At 71.7% G+C, this 17,285-nt stretch carries 13 protein-coding genes and 1 pseudogene; 11 read left to right on the top strand and 3 right to left on the bottom strand.

The annotated features are described in order from the left end of the window. Positions 1-31: 31 nt before the first annotated feature. Both AB0K03_RS08055 and AB0K03_RS08050 read left to right on the top strand, forming a co-directional pair. Entirely contained in the window at positions 32-1,747 is a 1,716-nt protein-coding gene (locus AB0K03_RS08055) for an IlvD/Edd family dehydratase (RefSeq protein ID WP_364681978.1), read from the top strand. 11 nt (positions 1,748-1,758) lie between these two features. Then, positions 1,759-2,505 carry an SDR family oxidoreductase gene (locus tag AB0K03_RS08050; protein WP_364681976.1) on the top strand — a complete coding sequence of 249 codons (747 nt, stop codon included), beginning with the start codon at positions 1,759-1,761 and terminating at the stop codon, positions 2,503-2,505. 210 nt (positions 2,506-2,715) lie between these two features. On the opposite strand, the pseudogene AB0K03_RS08045 reads toward AB0K03_RS08050, so the two are convergent. Next, positions 2,716-3,600, bottom strand: a pseudogene (locus AB0K03_RS08045) (glycosyltransferase 87 family protein); the annotation flags it as partial. Positions 3,601-3,692: 92 nt separating this feature from the next. Here AB0K03_RS08045 and AB0K03_RS08040 point away from each other — a divergent pair. The 3 genes from AB0K03_RS08040 to AB0K03_RS08030 all read left to right on the top strand — a co-directional run bounded on the left by AB0K03_RS08040 (position 3,693) and on the right by AB0K03_RS08030 (position 7,335). Next, entirely contained in the window at positions 3,693-4,670 is a 978-nt protein-coding gene (locus AB0K03_RS08040) for an SMP-30/gluconolactonase/LRE family protein (RefSeq protein WP_364681974.1), read from the top strand. A gap of 90 nt (positions 4,671-4,760) precedes the next feature. Continuing rightward, entirely contained in the window at positions 4,761-5,570 is an 810-nt protein-coding gene (locus AB0K03_RS08035; protein ID WP_364681972.1) for a DUF4142 domain-containing protein, read from the top strand. A gap of 406 nt (positions 5,571-5,976) precedes the next feature. Then, positions 5,977-7,335: a polysaccharide deacetylase family protein gene (locus AB0K03_RS08030; RefSeq protein WP_364681970.1), complete on the top strand. Its 1,359-nt coding sequence runs from the start codon at positions 5,977-5,979 to the stop codon at positions 7,333-7,335. A gap of 50 nt (positions 7,336-7,385) precedes the next feature. Here the strand turns inward: AB0K03_RS08030 and arsM are convergent, their stop codons facing one another. Further along, complete coding sequence (arsM, locus tag AB0K03_RS08025) at positions 7,386-8,201, bottom strand: arsenite methyltransferase (protein ID WP_364681968.1); 816 nt, start codon at positions 8,199-8,201, stop codon at positions 7,386-7,388. A 74-nt stretch (positions 8,202-8,275) separates the two neighbouring features. Beyond that, positions 8,276-9,172, bottom strand: coding sequence for a polyphosphate kinase 2 (gene ppk2, locus AB0K03_RS08020; RefSeq protein WP_364681966.1), 897 nt, complete (start codon positions 9,170-9,172; stop codon positions 8,276-8,278). Between the two features lie 575 nt (positions 9,173-9,747). Here ppk2 and AB0K03_RS08015 point away from each other — a divergent pair. The 6 genes from AB0K03_RS08015 to AB0K03_RS07990 are packed head-to-tail and all read left to right on the top strand — an operon-like array spanning position 9,748 to position 17,282. Continuing rightward, entirely contained in the window at positions 9,748-11,868 is a 2,121-nt protein-coding gene (locus AB0K03_RS08015) for a hypothetical protein (protein ID WP_364681964.1), read from the top strand. A gap of 7 nt (positions 11,869-11,875) precedes the next feature. After that, entirely contained in the window at positions 11,876-13,393 is a 1,518-nt protein-coding gene (pelF, locus tag AB0K03_RS08010; RefSeq protein ID WP_364681962.1) for a GT4 family glycosyltransferase PelF, read from the top strand. Beyond that, positions 13,390-14,796, top strand: coding sequence for a hypothetical protein (locus tag AB0K03_RS08005; RefSeq protein ID WP_364681960.1), 1,407 nt, complete (start codon positions 13,390-13,392; stop codon positions 14,794-14,796). Before pelF ends, AB0K03_RS08005 begins: the two co-directional genes overlap by 4 nt. A gap of 22 nt (positions 14,797-14,818) precedes the next feature. Further along, a complete protein-coding gene (locus AB0K03_RS08000) occupies positions 14,819-15,547 on the top strand; it encodes a sugar phosphate nucleotidyltransferase (protein WP_364681958.1) in 729 nt (242 codons plus the stop codon). Further along, positions 15,544-16,383, top strand: coding sequence for an NAD(P)-dependent oxidoreductase (locus AB0K03_RS07995; protein ID WP_364681956.1), 840 nt, complete (start codon positions 15,544-15,546; stop codon positions 16,381-16,383). The genes AB0K03_RS08000 and AB0K03_RS07995 overlap by 4 nt, the downstream gene beginning before the upstream one ends. Then, complete coding sequence (locus tag AB0K03_RS07990) at positions 16,380-17,282, top strand: endo alpha-1,4 polygalactosaminidase (protein WP_364681954.1); 903 nt, start codon at positions 16,380-16,382, stop codon at positions 17,280-17,282. The genes AB0K03_RS07995 and AB0K03_RS07990 overlap by 4 nt, the downstream gene beginning before the upstream one ends. The last annotated feature ends 3 nt before the right edge of the window (positions 17,283-17,285 follow it).

Raw genomic sequence — 17,285 nt, 5'->3', positions numbered from 1 at the left:
TAGCATCCCCTCCATCCAGAAGGGGGCGACGATGCAGCCACGCCGCAGTTCGCAGTGGTACGCCGGGGACGTCCGCAACAGCTACATCCACCGCGCCTGGATGCGCCGGGGCCTGCCCGCCGGCGCGTTCGACGGCCGGCCGCACATCGCCATCGCCAACACCGCCTCCGACCTGACCCCCTGCAACGCGCACCTCGACGAGGTCGCCCGCAGCGTCGCCGACGGCATCCACTCCGCCGGCGGCATCCCGCTGAACCTGCCGGTGGTGTCGCTCGGCGAGACGCAGGTGCGGCCCACCGCGATGCTGTGGCGCAACATGGCCGCGATGGCCATCGAGGAGATGCTGCGCGCCAACCCCATCGACGGCGTGGTGCTGCTCGGCGGCTGCGACAAGACGATTCCCGCGCTGCTGATGGGCGCCGCCTCGGTGAACCTGCCCGCGGTCGTGGTGCCCGGCGGGCCGATGCTCACCGGCACGTTCCGGGGCGTCCCGCTGGGCTGCGGGACCGGCGTGTGGCAACTGAGCGAGGAAGTCCGCGCGGGCACGCTCAGCGCCGCCGAGTTCACCCGCTCGGAGTCCTCGATGATCCGCAGCAAGGGCCACTGCAACACGATGGGCACCGCGTCCACCATGGGCCTGCTCGCCGAGGTCCTCGGCATGACCCTGCCCGGGGTGGCCGGCACCCCGGCGCCCGACAGCCGCCTGCTCGAGGCCGCGCACGCGACCGGCGAGCTCGCGGTCGACCTCGTCGGCCGCGACCTGCGCCCGAGCGGCGTGATGACCCGGGAGTCGTTCCTCAACGCGATCGTCGCGCTGGCGGCGCTGGGCGGTTCCACCAACGCCGTCGTGCACCTGCTCGCCATCGCCGGCCGGCTCGGCGTCGAGCTCAGCCAGGACGACTTCGACCGCGTCGGCTCGGGCGTACCGCTGCTGGTGGACCTGCAGCCGGCCGGCCGCTTCCTGATGGACGACCTCTACCGGGCCGGCGGGCTGCACGCCGTGCTCGCCGAGATCCGCGACCTGCTCCACCCGGGCGCGCTGACCGTCACCGGCCGGCCACTGGCCGACTATCTCGACGCCGTGCCCGTCTACGACCGTGAGGTCATCCGGGCGCGCGAACGCCCCCTGCAGCCCGAGGCGGGGATCGCCGTGCTCTACGGCAACCTCGCCCCGGACGGTGCCGTCATCAAGCCCGCTGCCGCCACGCCGGAGCTGCTGCAGCACCGCGGTCCGGCGGTCGTCTTCGACTCGATCGAGGACCTGCACGCCCGGCTCGACGACCCGGCCCTGGACGTGACGCCGGACTCGGTGCTGATCCTGCGCGGCTGCGGGCCGAAGGGCTACCCCGGGATGCCCGAGGTCTCCAACATGCCGCTGCCGGCGAAACTGCTCGCGGAGGGCGTACGCGACATGGTCCGCATCTGTGACGGGCGGATGAGCGGAACCGCGTACGGAACAGTGGTCCTGCACGTGACGCCGGAGGCCGCCGCGGGCGGGCCGCTCGCCAAGGTCCGCACCGGCGACCCGATCATCCTCGACGTCGCCAACCGGCGCATCGACGTCGGCGTCCCCGACGACGAGCTTGCCGCCCGCGAGCCCGCGCCCGAGGCCGTGCGGGCGTTCGCCCGGCCGCAGCGGGGCTGGGAGCGCCTCTACGTCGACTCCGTCGGGCAGGCGAACACCGGCGCCGACTGCGACTTCCTGCTCGGTTCCAGCGGCGACCAGGTCTCCCGCGAATCCCACTGAGAGGCGATCCCATGACAGAGTTCGGTGGACTGCGCGCCATCGTCACCGGCGGCGCGTCCGGCATCGGCCTGGCCACCGCGAATCTGCTCGCCGAGCGCGGCTGCGCGGTCGCCAGCCTCGACCTCGACACCGGGGTGAAGGAGCCTCTGCTCGGCATCGGCTGCGACGTCACCGACGACGCGTCCGTGCGCGCCGGGGTCGACGCCGCGGCCGGAGCGCTGGGTGGGCTCGACATCGTCGTCAACAACGCCGGCATCGGCGCGCAGGGCACCGTCGAGGACAACGACGACGAGGAATGGGCCCGCGTCTTCGACGTCAACGTGTACGGCATGGTCCGCGTCACCCGGGCCGCGCTGCCGTACCTGCGCCGGTCGCGGCACGCCGCCATCGTCAACACCTGCTCCATCGTCGCGACCGCAGGCGTGCCGCAGCGCGCCCTCTACTCGGCCACCAAGGGCGCCGTGCTGTCACTGACCCTGGCCATGGCGGCCGACCACCTCGCGGAGGGCATCCGGGTCACCTGCGTCAACCCGGGAACGGCGGACACCCCCTGGATCGGCCGCCTGCTGGCCCGGGCCGACGATCCGGCCGCCGAACGCGCCGCGCTGGAGGCCCGCCAGCCGACCGGGCGGCTGGTCTCCGCGGACGAGGTCGCCGCGGCGATCGCCTATCTGGCCAGCCCGCTGGCGTCGGCCACCACGGGCACCGCGCTGGCCGTCGACGGCGGCATGCAGGGTCTGCGCCTGCGCCGCCCCTAGCAGGCCGAGACAGACCCACACGTACGGGTCAGGGCCCACGGCGCTCCACCAGGTGAGCCTCGTGCTGAGCACCGCGTAGCCGATCACCACGACGGCGATCCGGAGCCGGCGACGGGACCGTCCGGGCTCCGCGAGCGCGGCATCGAGCAGCATGAACAGGGCCGGCGCGAGCCAGACGAGATGGTGCACCCAGGTCACCGGGCTGATGAGGCACCCGGCGACACCGGTGAGGGCGAATCCCGTGCCGAGATCACCTGCTGCGGCGGTACGGCGTACCCGGAGGAACCAGATCGCCACGACCGCGCCGACCGCGACGAGCCACCAGAGGCTGCCGAGATCGAGGCGCGCGGTCAGGCCCCGGAGCGACTGGTTGGAGAGCGCGGCCACCTGGCCCACCCGGTCGGTGTCCCACAGCGCGTCCGTCCAGAACGTACGCGACGCGCCCGGTGCGGCGACCCAGGCGAGCACGCTCACCGTGCCGGCCGTGCCCGCTGCCGTGGCCGCCGCCCGGTACTGGCGGGACACGATCAGATAGCCGATGAACACCGCCGGGACCAGTTTGATCGCCGCGGCGATGCCGATCCCGGCCCCGGCCCATCTGCCGCCTCGCAGGACGCGGTGATCGAGACAGACGAGGACCAGCAGGAGCAGGTTGATCTGGCCCGACTTGAGCGTCAGCCGTACCGGCTCGAACAGCAGCAGGGCGCAGAACCCCAGGGCGCAGCCGGTCCACACCGGCCACGCATGCCGGCGCAGGATCGGCGCCAGGAACCAGCGCAGCACGAGCACCACCGCGGCGGCGTTCACGGTGATCGCCGCGGCGACCGTGACCGGCCAGGACATCGCCGCGAGCGGGCTCAGCACGAGCGCGGCGAACGGCGGATACGTGAAGCCGAAGCCCGAACCCTGGTACCGGAAGGCGTAGAGATCGCCGCCGTCGATCAGCCAGTGGCGTACGGCGCCGCGATAGACGCCGAGGTCGAACAGCCGATGGAAGCCGGCCACGGTGGCCACGAAAGCGGCGGCGGCACCGACCGTGCTGCCGATCGTCACGGCGAGGCCGGCGCGTGTCGTCGGGGCGGAGTATTCATTCATCGTGAGTTATCTGTCGGCCGGAGCCGGCGAGTTCCCGCGTCGAGCACACTTGTCCCCGAGCAGACCCATGCCTGCCGACCTAGGGAGACCGGATGGCCCGCCGCCTGATCAGACCTCGCCGCTGGCGACCGCCGGCCCGGCACGACCGGGGCCGGACCGCGCCGCTGCAGGTCATGCGCCGGATACCGACCGGCGGGCACGGGCCCGAGGACGTCGTCTTCGACGCCGCCGGGAAGATCCTCACGGGGACCGGCGACGGGAAGATCGTGCGCCTCGACCCGGTCACCGGCGAGCGGACGGTGCTCGCCGACACCGGCGGGCGCCCGCTGGGGCTGCACGCCCGCGCCGACGGCGGCGTCCTGGTCTGCGACCACGACAGGGGCCTGCTCGAGGTACGCCCGGACGGCGCCGTCGAGGTCCTCGTGGGCTCGGTGACGTTCGCGAGCAACGTGGTGCAGGCCACCGACGGCACGATCTGGTTCACCACCTCGACCAGCAGGTGGGACCTCGCGAACTACCTCGGCGACGTCTTCGAGCACACCTGCACCGGCCGGCTGCTGCGCCGCGACCCCGACGGCACCGTCACCACGGTGCTGACCGGGCTGAAGTTCGGCAACGGCCTGGTGCTGGCGCCCGACGAGTCGTACCTGCTGTACGCCGAGACCACCGGCTACCGGATCGGGCGGCACTGGCTGACCGGGCCGGACGCCGGCCGTACCGAGGTCCTCGCCGACAACCTGCCCGGCTTCCCCGACAACATGTCGCTGGGCAGCGACGGCCTGCTCTGGGTCGGCATCGCCGCCCCGCGCAACCCGCTGCTGGACAAGCTCCTGCCGCTGCCCGGCCTCCTGCGGCTCCTGCTGTGGAACGTGCCGGAGGCGGTACGCCCCAAGGCCGCCGTCGTCGCCTGGGCCATGGCCTTCGGCCTCGACGGCGAGCCGGTGCACGACCTGCGCGTCGCCGACGGCTCGTACGGCTTCGTCACCGCGGTCGCCGAGCGCGACGGCATGATCGTCCTCGGCAGCCTGACCGAGGACGACGTGGCGGTGATCGCCGCGCCGCCTGCGTGAACTCGGCTGACAGGCGTTGATCCCCGGTGGCCTGCGCTTCGTATCCCTGGTGGGAGCGGGAGACACCCGTGACGATGGCTGGAGGACGACGTGCTCGCGGTCCACCGGATGTCACCGTGGCGTCACCGGCTGCCCGGTGCGGCCCTGATCGCGCTGGTTCTGGCCCTGTTCGACCCGCAGGCGGCCCGCGCCGAACCCGGCGTGCCGGTGCCGCCGAACGGGCTGCTGACCGACCGCGGGCGGGGCGACGTCTCCGAGGCGGACCGGGACTTCGTGGTGAAGGTCCGGCTGGCCGGGCTCTGGGAGATCCCGGCCGGCAAGATGGCGCGGGAGAAGTCCGACGACGACCGGATCCGGTCCATCGGGCAGGACATCGCCTCCCAGCACGTCACGCTGGACAAGCTCGTCCGGGACGCGGCGAAGAAGCTCGACGTGGCCCTGCCCGACGAACCGAACGCGGACCAGCAGGGCTGGCTCGACGAGATGCGCGAGGCCGAGGGCGCCGACTTCGACCAGGTGTACATCGACCGGCTCCGGGCGGCGCACGGCAAGATCTTCCCGGCCATCGCCACGATCCGGGCCGGCACCCGCAACGACACGGTCCGCAAGCTCGCCCAGCGGACGAACCAGTTCGTCATGACCCACATGACGCTGCTCGAGAGCAGCGGCATCGTCGACTTCACCGGGCTGCCGACCGCGCCGCCACCGGCGGCCGCCGCCCCGAACGGATCGCTCCGGCAGGTCGCGAATGCCGAGCCGCCTTTGTCGGTGGGCGGCGCACCCGTGCTCACCGTCGTCGTGGTCGCCCTGGCGAGCGTGGCCGTGACGGCGTTCACCGTCCGGCACGTCATGCAGGACCCCCGCCGCCGGTATCGGCGACAACGCAGCAGATCGTACTGACGCGCCGGCCGGCGTCGACCTCCGCCGCCAGCCGCGCGAGCTGACCGGCGCGCTCGCTGCTGCGCGGGCTCGCGGTGGCGATCACGTACGCGCCGGCGTTCGTGGCCGGCTGGACGGCGTAGCCCCCGGCCGCCCCGCCCGCCCCGTCGATCAGGATGATCCGTCACCGACCGCCGGCTCGTGGACGCCCGCTGCTGCGCGGTGTGAGCCGGCCGACAGCCGTCGGATCGCTCACCCCCCGATGCCACGTGCCGCGAATTCGAAGGAGGACCGGGTGGTGCCGGCCGCTGTCGATAGAGGCCGAACGGCACTGATGACGGGAGAGTCGGCCGTGGACGGTGGAGGGTAGGAGGTGAGTCTCGTGAACGTGCGGTGGTCAACGGCGCGAACGGCAATCCGATCTCTGGTGATCGCCGTCGCTGTGCTCGGCTTGACCGTGGTCGGCGGGGTGACGGCCCGGCCGGCGGCGGCAGCGGACAGCACGCCGTACCGGGCTCAGGTCTTCACCCGCGGCTACGACACCTCGAAGGTCGTGTCCCTCACCTTCGATCTGGACTGGCGCACCGGCACCCCGGCGGAGAACGCGGTCAGCAAGGCCAACCTGGACACCGTGCTCCGGGTCTTCGCGGCCAACGGCATCACCGGCGGCTTCGGGATGACCGGCCGGTTCGCCGAGCAGAACCCGGTGGAGGCGAAGAACATCGCCACCCAGGGGCACAAGATCTTCAACCACAGCTACAGCCACCCGGACTTCATGACGCTGACCCAGGCGCAGCGCTGGTCGCAGCTCGACCGGGCGGAGGCGGCGCTCAAGGCCGCCGGCATCGCCTCGGCGGGCTGGTTCCGGGCGCCGTACCGGTCCGGCTACATGGACTCGGGGCTCAACCGTGACCTCGCGCTGCGCGGCTACTACATCAACCTGGACTGGACCTTCGACACCACCGGTTACCAGGCGGCCGACTGGGCGACCGTGTCCGCCCGGATCGACAAGTACACGGTGCCCGGGGCGATCATCGTCATGCACGTGACCATCCCGTCCACCGACCCGGGCAACCTGCAGCGGGTCATCGACAAGCTGCGGGGCATGGGGTACGGGTTCGTCAGCCCGTTCCAGGCGGTCACCCGCGGACCGGTCCGGACCAAGTACTTCGCGATCGGCGGCCCGGCGTTCTTCGGCGCGGCCACCACGGCCGACCTCGACGCCACGACCACCGACACCGCGGTGCAGTGGTTCCAGAACGGCCGGATCTACTACTCGCCGGCCAGCGCGGCGCACTACGTCGGCGGAGCGGTCCTCACGAAGTACAAGGCGATGGGTACGGTCACCTCGCTGCTGAAGTTCCCGATCACCGACAGCCTGCCCGCCGCCGGTGGTGGCCGGCACTACGACTTCCAGGGCGGATCCATCTACTGGATGTCGGCGACCGGAGCCCACGAGGTGCACGGCGCCATCCGCACCAAGTGGCTGGCGCTGGGCTCGACCGGCGCGTTCCTCGGCTACCCGATCTCGGACGAGACCGCGGTGACCGGGGGCCGGGCCTCGCAGTTCCAGGGCGGCAACGTCTACTGGTCCAGCGGCATCGGCGCGCACGAGGTGCACGGCTCGATCCTGAAGAAGTACCTGTCCCTGGGCGGGACGGGCAGCCGCCTCGGCCTCCCGGTCAGTGACGAGTACACCGTCTCGGTCGGCCGGCGCAGCGACTTCCAGCACGGCGCGATCATCTGGAACAGCACGACGAAGGCGACCAGCGTCATCTACTACTGAGTGAACCGGGCTCGGGCGCACCAGGTGCGCCCGAGCCCTCGTGCGACGGGTCAGGCGGTGGGCTTGACGGCGCGTACGAACGTGCTGGTCACGGTGCCGGCCAGCGCCCGCAGGACCGCCTCGGTGTCGATGCCGGCGGGGATCCGCGCGGGATCCGCGCCGGCCAGGATCGCCCGGACGGCGCCGGCGTCGTAGACCTGCGTCGGCTGCAGGTCGATCGCGGTGAAACCGGCCGCGGCGAGCCGCTCGCGGTAGTCGTCGGCGACCAGCGCGCCGGCCACGCAGCCCGTCCACAGGGCCATGATCCGGCTCGCCGGTTCGGGCAAGGGCCGGGTGAGCACGATGTCGGAGACCGCCAGCCGGCCACCCGGGCGCAGAACGCGGAACGCCTCGGCGAAGACCGCGTCCTTGTCTGCCGACAGGTTGATGACGCAGTTCGAGATGATGACGTCGACCACGGCGTCCGGGAGCGGGACCGCCTCGATCCAGCCCTTCAGGAACTCCACGTTGGACACGTGTGCCTCGGCGGCGTTACGGCGGGCCAGTTCGAGCATCTCGTCGGTCATGTCGAGGCCGTACGCCCGTCCGGTGGGTCCCACCCGGCGGGCGGACAGCAGCACGTCGATGCCGCCACCGGAGCCCAGGTCGAGCACGGTCTGCCCGGGCTCGAGCTCGGCCAGCAGGGTGGGATTGCCGCAGCCCAGCGACGCGGTCAGGGCCTGCTCGGGCAGCTCGTCGCGCTGGTGCGCGGGGTAGAGGCTCCGGGTGTACTCGGTCGGCCGGGGCACGGTGCCGGCGGTACGGGCAGCGTCGGCGTAGCGGTCGCGTACGGCGTTGCGAATCTCCTCCGGGTTTGCGGTCGTCATGACGACCTCCTTCATGTCGGGTGTCTGCGTTCAGCGGCCGGGCCGCGGGCAGGTCGCCGGCGGCGAGACCGTCGTCAGTCTTTGATCGAGTCGCGGCCGCGCTGCACGATGAGCGGGTCCGGCGGGTGGACCACCGCCAAGTCCTTGTCCTCGTAGTCGAATTGGTGGAGGAAGAACCGCATCGCGTTGATGCGGGCGCGTTTCTTGTCGTTGCTCTTGATCGAGGTCCACGGGGCGTGGTCGGTGTCCGTGTGCTCGATCATGGCTTCCTTGGCCGTGGTGTAGTCGTCCCAGCGGTCCAGGGATTCGATGTCCATGGGGGAGAGCTTCCATCGGCGCACGGGGTCGATCTGGCGGATCGCGAACCGGGTGCGTTGTTCCGACTGGGTGACGGAGAACCACAGTTTGGTCAGCGAGAAGCCGCTTTCGATCAGCATCTGCTCGAACAGCGGGGCCTGCCGGAGGAAGATCTCGTAGTCGTGGTCGCTGACGAAGCCCATCACCCGTTCCACCCCGGCCCGGTTGTACCAGGACCGGTCGAACAGCACGATCTCCCCGGCGGTCGGCAGCTGGGCGACGTAGCGGTGGAAATACCACTGTCCGAGTTCGGTGTGCGTGGGTTTGGTGAGCGCGACGACCCGGGCGGCCCGCGGGTTGAGGTGTTCCATGAACCGCTTGATCGTGCCGCCCTTGCCGGCGGCGTCGCGCCCCTCGAAGAGGATCACGTGCTTGCTGCCGGTGTCCTGGGCGCAGTTCTGAAACTTCAGCAGCTCGATCTGCAGCTGGTACTTCTCTTCCTCGTAGGCGTCGCGGTCGAGCCGCTCGTCGTACGGGTAGTCCTCGCGCCACGTCTCCACGGGGTCGCCCCCGGGATCGATGAGGTCCGGGTCGGCGAGGTGTTCGTCGTGCCGCACGCTGTAGCCGTCCCGCAGCAGGTGCTCCAGGTACTCCCGGAAGTTTTCGCGTCTCACCGCTCGAGTATCCGACGCCCGGCTCGGATCGCCGGCGCCGGGGCGCCTATTCGGCAAATATCCGGACTGGCTTTGGTCGGACATTTAGCATACCCTTTCTCATTGTCGATCACGGTCGGCGAAGAATGGATCATGCGTGGTGCACGTCGCGCTCCGTCCTAGGTCCACCACGCTGCATTAACAACCGACCGTCTAAACCAGACCGATTGTGCTTCCTGAGCGAATCCCGGCGTTGTTCCCGACCGGCAGGAACACTGATTTTTGCCGTCAAGGTGGGGCGCGGCGGTCGATCTTCGGCGGGCGGCGCGTGGTGGCAAGATCTGTCGGGAAATGCCATGTCACGGCGACGCGCCGACTCCATTGCGGCGCGGGGTGGGGGCCGAATTAACGCGGCGAATAACACCGGCGCCGATCGCCGTCAACGGGCTGAATTGGTCGGCCTGATGACATCCGTATAGAGGAACGGCAATCCCTCAATTTCTGCTTAGACTCGCCGTCGGCCCTTCCACCGAGGGCCGTCCCGTATCGCCCGTCCACCCGTCCGTCGTCCCATCGTCCTCTGTGGAGGTCGCTCGATGGCTGCTGCCCGCATCACCACCCACCGCCGAGTGGCGCGCGCCCTCGTCGCCGGAATCTGCGCCGGCGCGCTCGTGGCCGCCGCGCCCGCCACCGCCGGTCCCGGACCCGTACGGCCCAAGGCGGCGCCGCACGTGCCCGGCTTCGGTCAGGTCGCCCCGCCGCGCGTCGTCCCGCCCGCCCCGCTGCCGCACCGCACCGGAAAAGTCGCCGTCGCCCGGCAGGGCCGTGCGGCCGCCCCGGCCACCGCGGCCGCCGCGGCCGCCGGCCTCAACGACCGCGTCGCCCTGCGCGCGCTCATCGTCGCCACGAACCAGGACGACTTCGGCGTCCCGACCCTGAAGACCACGCTCGACCGGCTCGGCGCCGCGTACGACGTGCTGTACGACGCCACGACGCCGATCACCACCGACACCCTGGTCCGGCCCGACGGCACCGGGAAGTACAACGCGATCCTGCTGACCAACAGCATGCAGGTGTACGCCGACGGCGGCGCCTACCTCAACGGGCTCGACCCCTCCGAATGGAACATCCTCTGGGCGTACGAGCGGAACTTCGGGGTTCGCCAGGCCGCGCTCTACACCAGCTACGGCTCCTGGCCGGAGGACTACTGCCTGCGCTCGGCCGGCGAGACCGCCGTCGGCGACACCCCGCTCAACGTCTCGCTCACGCCCGCCGGCGCGGGAGTGTTCGATTATCTGAAGGCGAGCGCCACGATTCCCGTGGTCCAGTCGTACGTCTACCGCACCTCCATCGCGCCGGGCTGCGCCGCCGAGCCGATCGCCACCGACGGCACCAACGTGCTGGGCGTGCGGACCACGTCGACCGACGGACGTGAGCGCCTGGCGCTGACGTTCACCCTCAACCAGTACCTGTTGCAGTCCGACCTGCTGGTCTACGGCATGGTCCGGTGGGCGACGAAGGGCATGTTCCTCGGCGAGCAGCGCCACTACCTCAACGTCGACATCGACGACTGGTTCAACTCGGCCGACCACTACTACCCGGACGGCCACGTCGAGTACGACCCCGGCTTCCGGGTGTCCGCGCACGAGATGGTGAACCTCGATCAGCGGCAGGACGCGATCGGCAACGGCTTCACCTTCAACATCGCCTTCAACGGCGCGGACATCGACCCGTTCGCGGGCAACCAGTGCAGCCCCGACGGCGGACCGAACGAACTCACCGCCACGACCAAGTGCCTGGCGTCGCAGTTCCGCTGGCTCAACCACACGCTGAACCACCCGGAGCTCAACAACACCGACTACGCCACCACGTACGCCGAGATCCTCAACAACCGCAACGCGGGCAACGCCATCGGTCTCGCGAACCCGGACGACGTCCTCAAGACCCCGGAGTACTCCGGGCTCGGCGTCTACACCACGAACCCGAACGACGACACCGGGGTGCCGGTCGACCACGGCCTGGCCGGCTCGAATCCGCAGTTGCTGCGAGCCGCCAAGGACCTGGGCGTGAAGTACCTGCACGGCAACTTCTCGTTCGCCAGCCAGGTGCCCGCGCACTTCAACGCGTCGATCGTGCACCCGATGGAGCCGAGCCTGTCGGTGGTGCCGGACTGGCCGACCAACATCGCGTACTTCGTCACCACCCCGGAGGAGGAGACCGCGTTCTACAACTCCTTCTACGGGCCGAACGGCAAGTTCCCGTACTGGCCGACGAACCGCACGTACGAGCAGATCCTGGACTACGAGGCGGGAGTCGGCCTGCAGCACGTGGCGGCCGGCGGCATCAACACCCACACGTTCCACATCGCCAACGTCCACGACTACGGCAGCGGCCGCACCCTGGTCACCGACTGGGTCGAGACGGTCGCGGCCAAGTACGCCGCCTTCTACTCGGTGCCGCTGCTGAACGTGGACTGGTCGTCGCTCGGGGCGTACACCTCGGTCCGCAACCAGCACTTCGCGCAGCTGGCAGCCGGCGTCGACGCGGTCTACGACCGGTCGGCCGGCACGGTCACGGTGTCCTCGCCGGCGGCCGGCACGGTCCAGGTCAGCGGTGTCCAGGGCGCCGGGTCCACGACGTACGGCACGGACGTGACGACACCGCTGCCGCTGACCGCCGGAACCGCGGTGACGGTGACCGCAGTGCCGCGGGCCTGAGCCGACGATGCGGATCGCGCTCGTGTCCGAGGGGACCTACCCGTACGCGATGGGCGGCGTCAGCATCTGGTGCGAGCAGCTCATCCGCGGGATGCCCGACTACCGCTGGCAGGTCGTCGCGCTCACCGTCGACGGCACCGAGCGGTCCGTCTTCGCCACCCCGGCGAACCTCGACCGGGTGCAGTCCATCCCGCTGTGGGGCGGCCGCCGCGAGCGTCGCGGCGGCCCGCCCGGGACGGGCTTCACCGGACCGTACGAGATGTTCCTGCGCGCCCTGATCACCCCGGTCGAGCCGGTACGGCCGGAGGTGGGGCGGGGCCTGTTCCTGCTCGCCCTGCGCGGGCTCCACGACTACGCCGCCGCCGGCGGTGACCTGGGCGCCGCGCTGGTGTCGAACGAGGCCGTGACGATGATGCTCGACGCGTGGCACGACCTGCGCGTCGAGCAGACCGCCCCGGCCCCGACGGTGGCCGACGCCGTTCAGGCCACCTGGCTGCTCGAGCACATGCTGCGCCCGCTGTCCGCCCCGGTGAGCGAGGCGGACATCGTGCACTGCTCGATGAACGGCCTGGCGATGCTGGTCGCGATGGTCGCCAAGTGGCGGTACGGCACCCCGCTGGTGATGAGCGAGCACGGCATCTACCTGCGCGAGCGCTACATCTCCTACCTGCACGACGACGCGCCGCACGCCGTACGCGTCATGGCGCTGAGCTTCTTCCGCTCGCTGGCCGGCGCGGCGTACCTGATCACCGACGTGCTGGCGCCGCACTCGGCCTACAACCGGCGGTGGCAGCTGCACAACGGCGCCGACCCCGAGCGCATGTGGACGATGTACAACGGCGTGGAGCCGGCCGATTTCCCGGCGGCCACCTCCGAGCCGGAGGTGCCGACCATCGCCTTCATGGGCCGGGTCGACCCGCTCAAGGACCTGCACACGCTGATCCGCGCGTTCGCCCTCGTGCGTGCCGAGGTCCCGGCCGCCCGCCTGCGCGTCTTCGGTGGCACGCCGGCGGTGAACCGGCTGTACCACGAGTCGTGCGAGCGGCTCATCACCGAGCTGGGCCTCGAGGGCGCGGCGGTGCTGGAGGGCCGCATCGAGCGCGCGGCCGACGCGTACCACGCGGGCAGCATCGTCGCGCTCACCAGCATCTCCGAGGGTTTCCCGTACACGGTGGTCGAGGCCATGGCCTGCGGGCGGCCGACCGTCTGTACGAACGTGGGCGGGGTGGCCGAGGCGGTCGCGGACACCGGGCGGGTGGTGGCGCCGCGCGACCACGCGGCCGTGGCGGCGGCCTGCGTCGAGCTGTTGCGCGACGACGAGCTGCGGCACCGGCTCGGCGCCGCCGCCCGCGCGCGGGTCCTGGAGCACTTCACGCTCAACCAGTCGCTGCAGATGTACCGCAACGTCTACGAGGGACTGGTCAGTCCGCTGCGGGCCGGCGACCCGCCGCATCACCTGGGTGCGGCGCGGAACCCGGCGCCCCGGCTGCGTCCGGCCGCACCGAGCTGGGCGGGGCAGCGATGACCATCGAGCAGGAGACCTCGCCGGCCGCGCCGCCGATCCACCCGGTCGTGCTGCCGCGGATCTCCACCGACCCGCTGGACGAACTGGTCGACCGGATGCGGCCGGCGCTGGCCCGCGCGGTCGAGGCCCTGCAGGTGGCGGCCGTGCTCGAGGCGGACGGCGTCACCGACCGGGCGGCCCGGGTCGAGTACGGCTTCCCGGACGTCTTCGCGCTCGCCCAGGAGGTCTACCGCCGGCTGGGGCCGCCCGCCGACGACCCGCCCGCACCGGCCGACGGCGGGCACGGGCGCCGGCGGACCGTACGGCTTCTCCTGCACGGCCCGCTCTACGCCCTGCCCGCCGCCGTCTTCCCCGCCGTCCTGGCCGAACTGGGCCAGCGGGACGCGCTGCTGGCGCTGACCGTGGCCGGGGTGGTCGGCTGGGCGTACGCCGGAACCGTGGCGTTCGCCGCGTACCGGCTCCTCGGGGCCAACCGCCCGCGCCGGGCCGCCCAGCTGCTGAGGTTCTCCGTGCCGGCGGCCGCCCTGACGGGCGCGATCACCGGCGTCCTGATGGGTGGCGGCCGGGGCTTGGTCCTCCTGGGCGCCGGGCAGCTGACCTATCAGCTGTCCGGCACGGTGCTGATGTTCTACCGCCGGGAGGGTCTGCAGGCGCTGGCGATGGCGCCGGCAGTGGCGGGCGGTGTCGCCTACCTCGTCACCCCTTCGCTGCGCGTGGCGGCGCTGAGCACCGCCGCGCTCGGCGTCGCCCTCGCGGCGGGAGCAGCGCTGTTCTGCACCCGGGGACGGGGCACCGGTACGGAATCGGTCGCCCGGATGCGCCCGCGCGGCCTGCTGGGCGTCACCGCGTACGGGTTCCTCTCCGCGGTGTTCCTGCTGCACGCCGCGCTGCCCTACCTGTCGCACCGGCTGGACATCGCGATCGGGGTGGCGCCGCTGATCCTGGCCATGGGCTTCGTCGAGTGGCGGGCCGAACGGTTCCGCTCGCAGGCGGTCGCGCTGACCCGGGTCAGCCGCCGGCCCGGCGATTTCGAGCGGCGGATCGGCACGCTCGTCGGCCGCGAGATCGGCGTGTGCATGGCCGTGCCCGCGGCGCTGGGCATGGTCCTGCAGGCGGCGCTCGGGTTCCCCGGGCCGGCGAGCGCCGTCATGGTCGCGGCGCACGTCGTCCTGGCCGGCGCGTACTACCTCGCCTTCCTGCTGGCCGGCTTCGAACGCTTCGGTCTGCTCTGCGGCACGATCGGCGCCGCCCTCGTGCTGCACCTGGGTGTCGTCCAGCTGGTGGGCCGACCGGTGGCCCCGCTGGCCGACACGACGCTCTACCTCGGCAGCGTGCTCGCGCTGCTGGCCCAGTTCCTGTTCGGCCTGGCTCCGTCCGTCCGCCAGGTACGCCATTTCCGGTGATTCACTCGGGGGTGAGATCTGCATGCACGCGGTGATTCTCGCAGGCGGCAAGGGCGTGCGGCTGCGGCCGTACACCACCACGCTGCCCAAGCCATTGATGCCGATCGGTGACAAGCACGCGATCCTGGAGATCGTCCTGGAACAGCTCGCCGGGTGCGGGTTCACCTCGGTGACCCTGGCGATCAACCATCTCGGTCCCTTGATCCGCGCGTTCGTCGGTGACGGCGCCCGCTGGGGCCTGCGCGTCGACTACATCGAGGAGGACCGGCCACTCTCGACCGTCGGACCGCTCTTCGGTCTCAAGGAGGCGCTGCCCGAGCACTTCCTCGTGATGAACGGCGACGTGCTCACCGACCTGGACTACGCCGATCTGCTCCACCAGCACACGGTCTCGGGCAGCGGCCTGACCGTGGCGATCGCCGAGCGTACGCACAAGGTGGAGTTCGGCGTGCTCGACGTCGAGGCCTCGCAGATCATCGGTTTCCGGGAGAAGCCCAGCCTGCGCTACCAGGTCAGCATGGGCGTGTACGGGATGAGCCGCCGCACCCTCGCCCCGTACCCGGCCGGCCGGCCGTTCGGCTTCGACGAGCTCGTGCTGGACCTGCTGGCCCGCCACGAGCACCCGGCCACCTATCCGTTCACCGGGTTCTGGCTCGACATCGGCCGCCCGGAGGACTACGACGAGGCCAACCGCAGCTTCGAGCAGCTGCGCCCGGTCCTGCTGCGCGACCGTGCCGGAGAGCCGGTATGAGGATCGTGCTGTTCGGCTCCTCCGGCTTCATCGGGCGGCACGTGCGAGCCGCGTTGCGCGACGTGGGCGAGGTGGTGTGCCCGGGGCGCGACCGTCACGACCTCGTCCACGGCTCCGCCGCCGAGCTGGCCGCGTTGCTGCGCGCCGAGGCGCCCGACGCCGTGGTCTGCTGCGTCGGCGCGCTCACCGGCTCCGCCGAGGAGCTCGTGCGTGCCAACACGATGGTGGCCGCCAAGCTGGTCGAGGCCGCTGCGCACGCCCGGCTCGTGCGGCTGGGTTCGGCGGGGGAGTACGGCGTGGTGCCGCAGGGACGGGCCGTCGCCGAGGACGGCCGCGCCGAGCCCGTCGGGGCGTACGGCGTCAGCCACCTCGCGGGCACCCGCCTGTTCGAGCTGGCCGAGGCGGGCGCCGTCTCGGTACGGGTGTTCAACCCCATCGGTGCGGGACAACCGGCCGAGACCGTGCTCGGCCGCGCAGCCGCCCAGATGCGCGCCGGGCGCCCGGAGATCACCCTCGGGCCGCTCGGCGCGTACCGGGACTTCGTCGACGTGCGCGACGTCGCCTCGCTCGTGCAACGGGTGGTCGTGGCACCGGCGCTGGCACACCGGGTCTACAACGCGGGCAGCGGACGGGCGGTCACCGTCCGCGAGGCCGTGGAGACGCTCGCCCGCCATGCGGGGTACACCGGCGGGGTCCGCGAGGTGGGCGCCGGGCCGCCGCGGTCGGCGACGGTGAGCTGGATCCGGGCCGACATCGGCCGCGCCCGCGCCGATCTGGGCTGGGCGCCCGCGTACGACCTCGACGCGTCGATCAAGAGCGTCTGGGACGAGTCGTGAGGGGGGCGGTGGCGGTCCTGGCGGCGGTGCTGACCGTCGCCGCCTGCACCGCCGCGCCCCGGCCGCCGGCTCCCCACCCGTCCGTGGGCCCGTCCTGGGCCTACCAGCTGCAGGACTACCGGGACGGGCGCCTCGACCAGCTGGCCGCCGGCCCGTACCGGACGGTCGTGATCGATCTGGCCCGCGACGCGCACGCCGACTGGTTCACCGCCGGCGAGGTCGCCCGGGTGCGGGCGACCGGCAAGCGGGTCCTCGCGTACTTCGAGGTCGGCAGCATCGAGGACTTCCGGCCCGAATACCCGCTGCTGCGGCGCGACGCCCCCGACCTGATCGCCAACGAGTGGGCGGAGTGGCCGGGGGAGTTCTTCGTGCGCTACTACGACGAACGCTGGTGGCGCCTCGTCGTGCAACCGCGCGTCGACCAGGCGCTCCGTGCGGATTTCGACGGGGTCTATCTCGACACCCCGCTCGCGTACGAGAACATCCGGCTCGCCGCCGCGCAGGGCCGTGACCGTACGGCACTCGCCCGCGAGATGGCCGCCCTCATCGCGCGGATCAGCGCGTACGGGAAGGCCCGCCGCCCCGGCTTCCTGATCGTGCCGCAGAATTCGCCGGAACTACGGCACCAGCCCGGATACACCGCGGCGATCGACGGTATCGGCATGGAGGAGCTGTTCTTCCGCGCCACGGACCGGCGGTGCGCCGACGACTGGTGTGCCGAGAACCTCGCCGAGACCCGGGCGCTGCGCGACGCGGGCAAGTTCGTGCTCAGCGTCGACTACGCCACCAGGCCCGCCGATGTGCGCGCCGCCTGCAAGCACTACGCCGCCGAAGGCTTCACCGGCACCGTCACCGTGCTCGACCTGGACCGGCCCGCTCCGCCGTGTCCCCGCGTGTAAGGA

Source organism: Actinoplanes sp. NPDC049316 (assembly GCF_040677315.1).
Classification (GTDB): domain Bacteria; phylum Actinomycetota; class Actinomycetes; order Mycobacteriales; family Micromonosporaceae; genus Actinoplanes.
Note: the sequence above shows the minus strand (reverse complement) of the source record. Positions and strands in the feature narration are given on the sequence as shown.

Bases quoted from the DNA above. Each gene is read 5' to 3' on its own strand.
- AB0K03_RS07995 (WP_364681956.1), top strand. From the start codon at position 15,544: ATGAGGATCGTGCTGTTCGGCTCCTCCGGCTTCATCGGGCGGCACGTG.
- AB0K03_RS08050 (WP_364681976.1), top strand. From the start codon at position 1,759: ATGACAGAGTTCGGTGGACTGCGCGCCATCGTCACCGGCGGCGCGTCC.
- AB0K03_RS08040 (WP_364681974.1), top strand. From the start codon at position 3,693: ATGGCCCGCCGCCTGATCAGACCTCGCCGCTGGCGACCGCCGGCCCGG.
- AB0K03_RS08005 (WP_364681960.1), top strand. From the start codon at position 13,390: ATGACCATCGAGCAGGAGACCTCGCCGGCCGCGCCGCCGATCCACCCG.
- arsM (WP_364681968.1), bottom strand. From the start codon at position 8,201: ATGACGACCGCAAACCCGGAGGAGATTCGCAACGCCGTACGCGACCGC.
- AB0K03_RS08000 (WP_364681958.1), top strand. From the start codon at position 14,819: ATGCACGCGGTGATTCTCGCAGGCGGCAAGGGCGTGCGGCTGCGGCCG.
- AB0K03_RS08015 (WP_364681964.1), top strand. From the start codon at position 9,748: ATGGCTGCTGCCCGCATCACCACCCACCGCCGAGTGGCGCGCGCCCTC.
- AB0K03_RS08055 (WP_364681978.1), top strand. From the start codon at position 32: ATGCAGCCACGCCGCAGTTCGCAGTGGTACGCCGGGGACGTCCGCAAC.
- pelF (WP_364681962.1), top strand. From the start codon at position 11,876: ATGCGGATCGCGCTCGTGTCCGAGGGGACCTACCCGTACGCGATGGGC.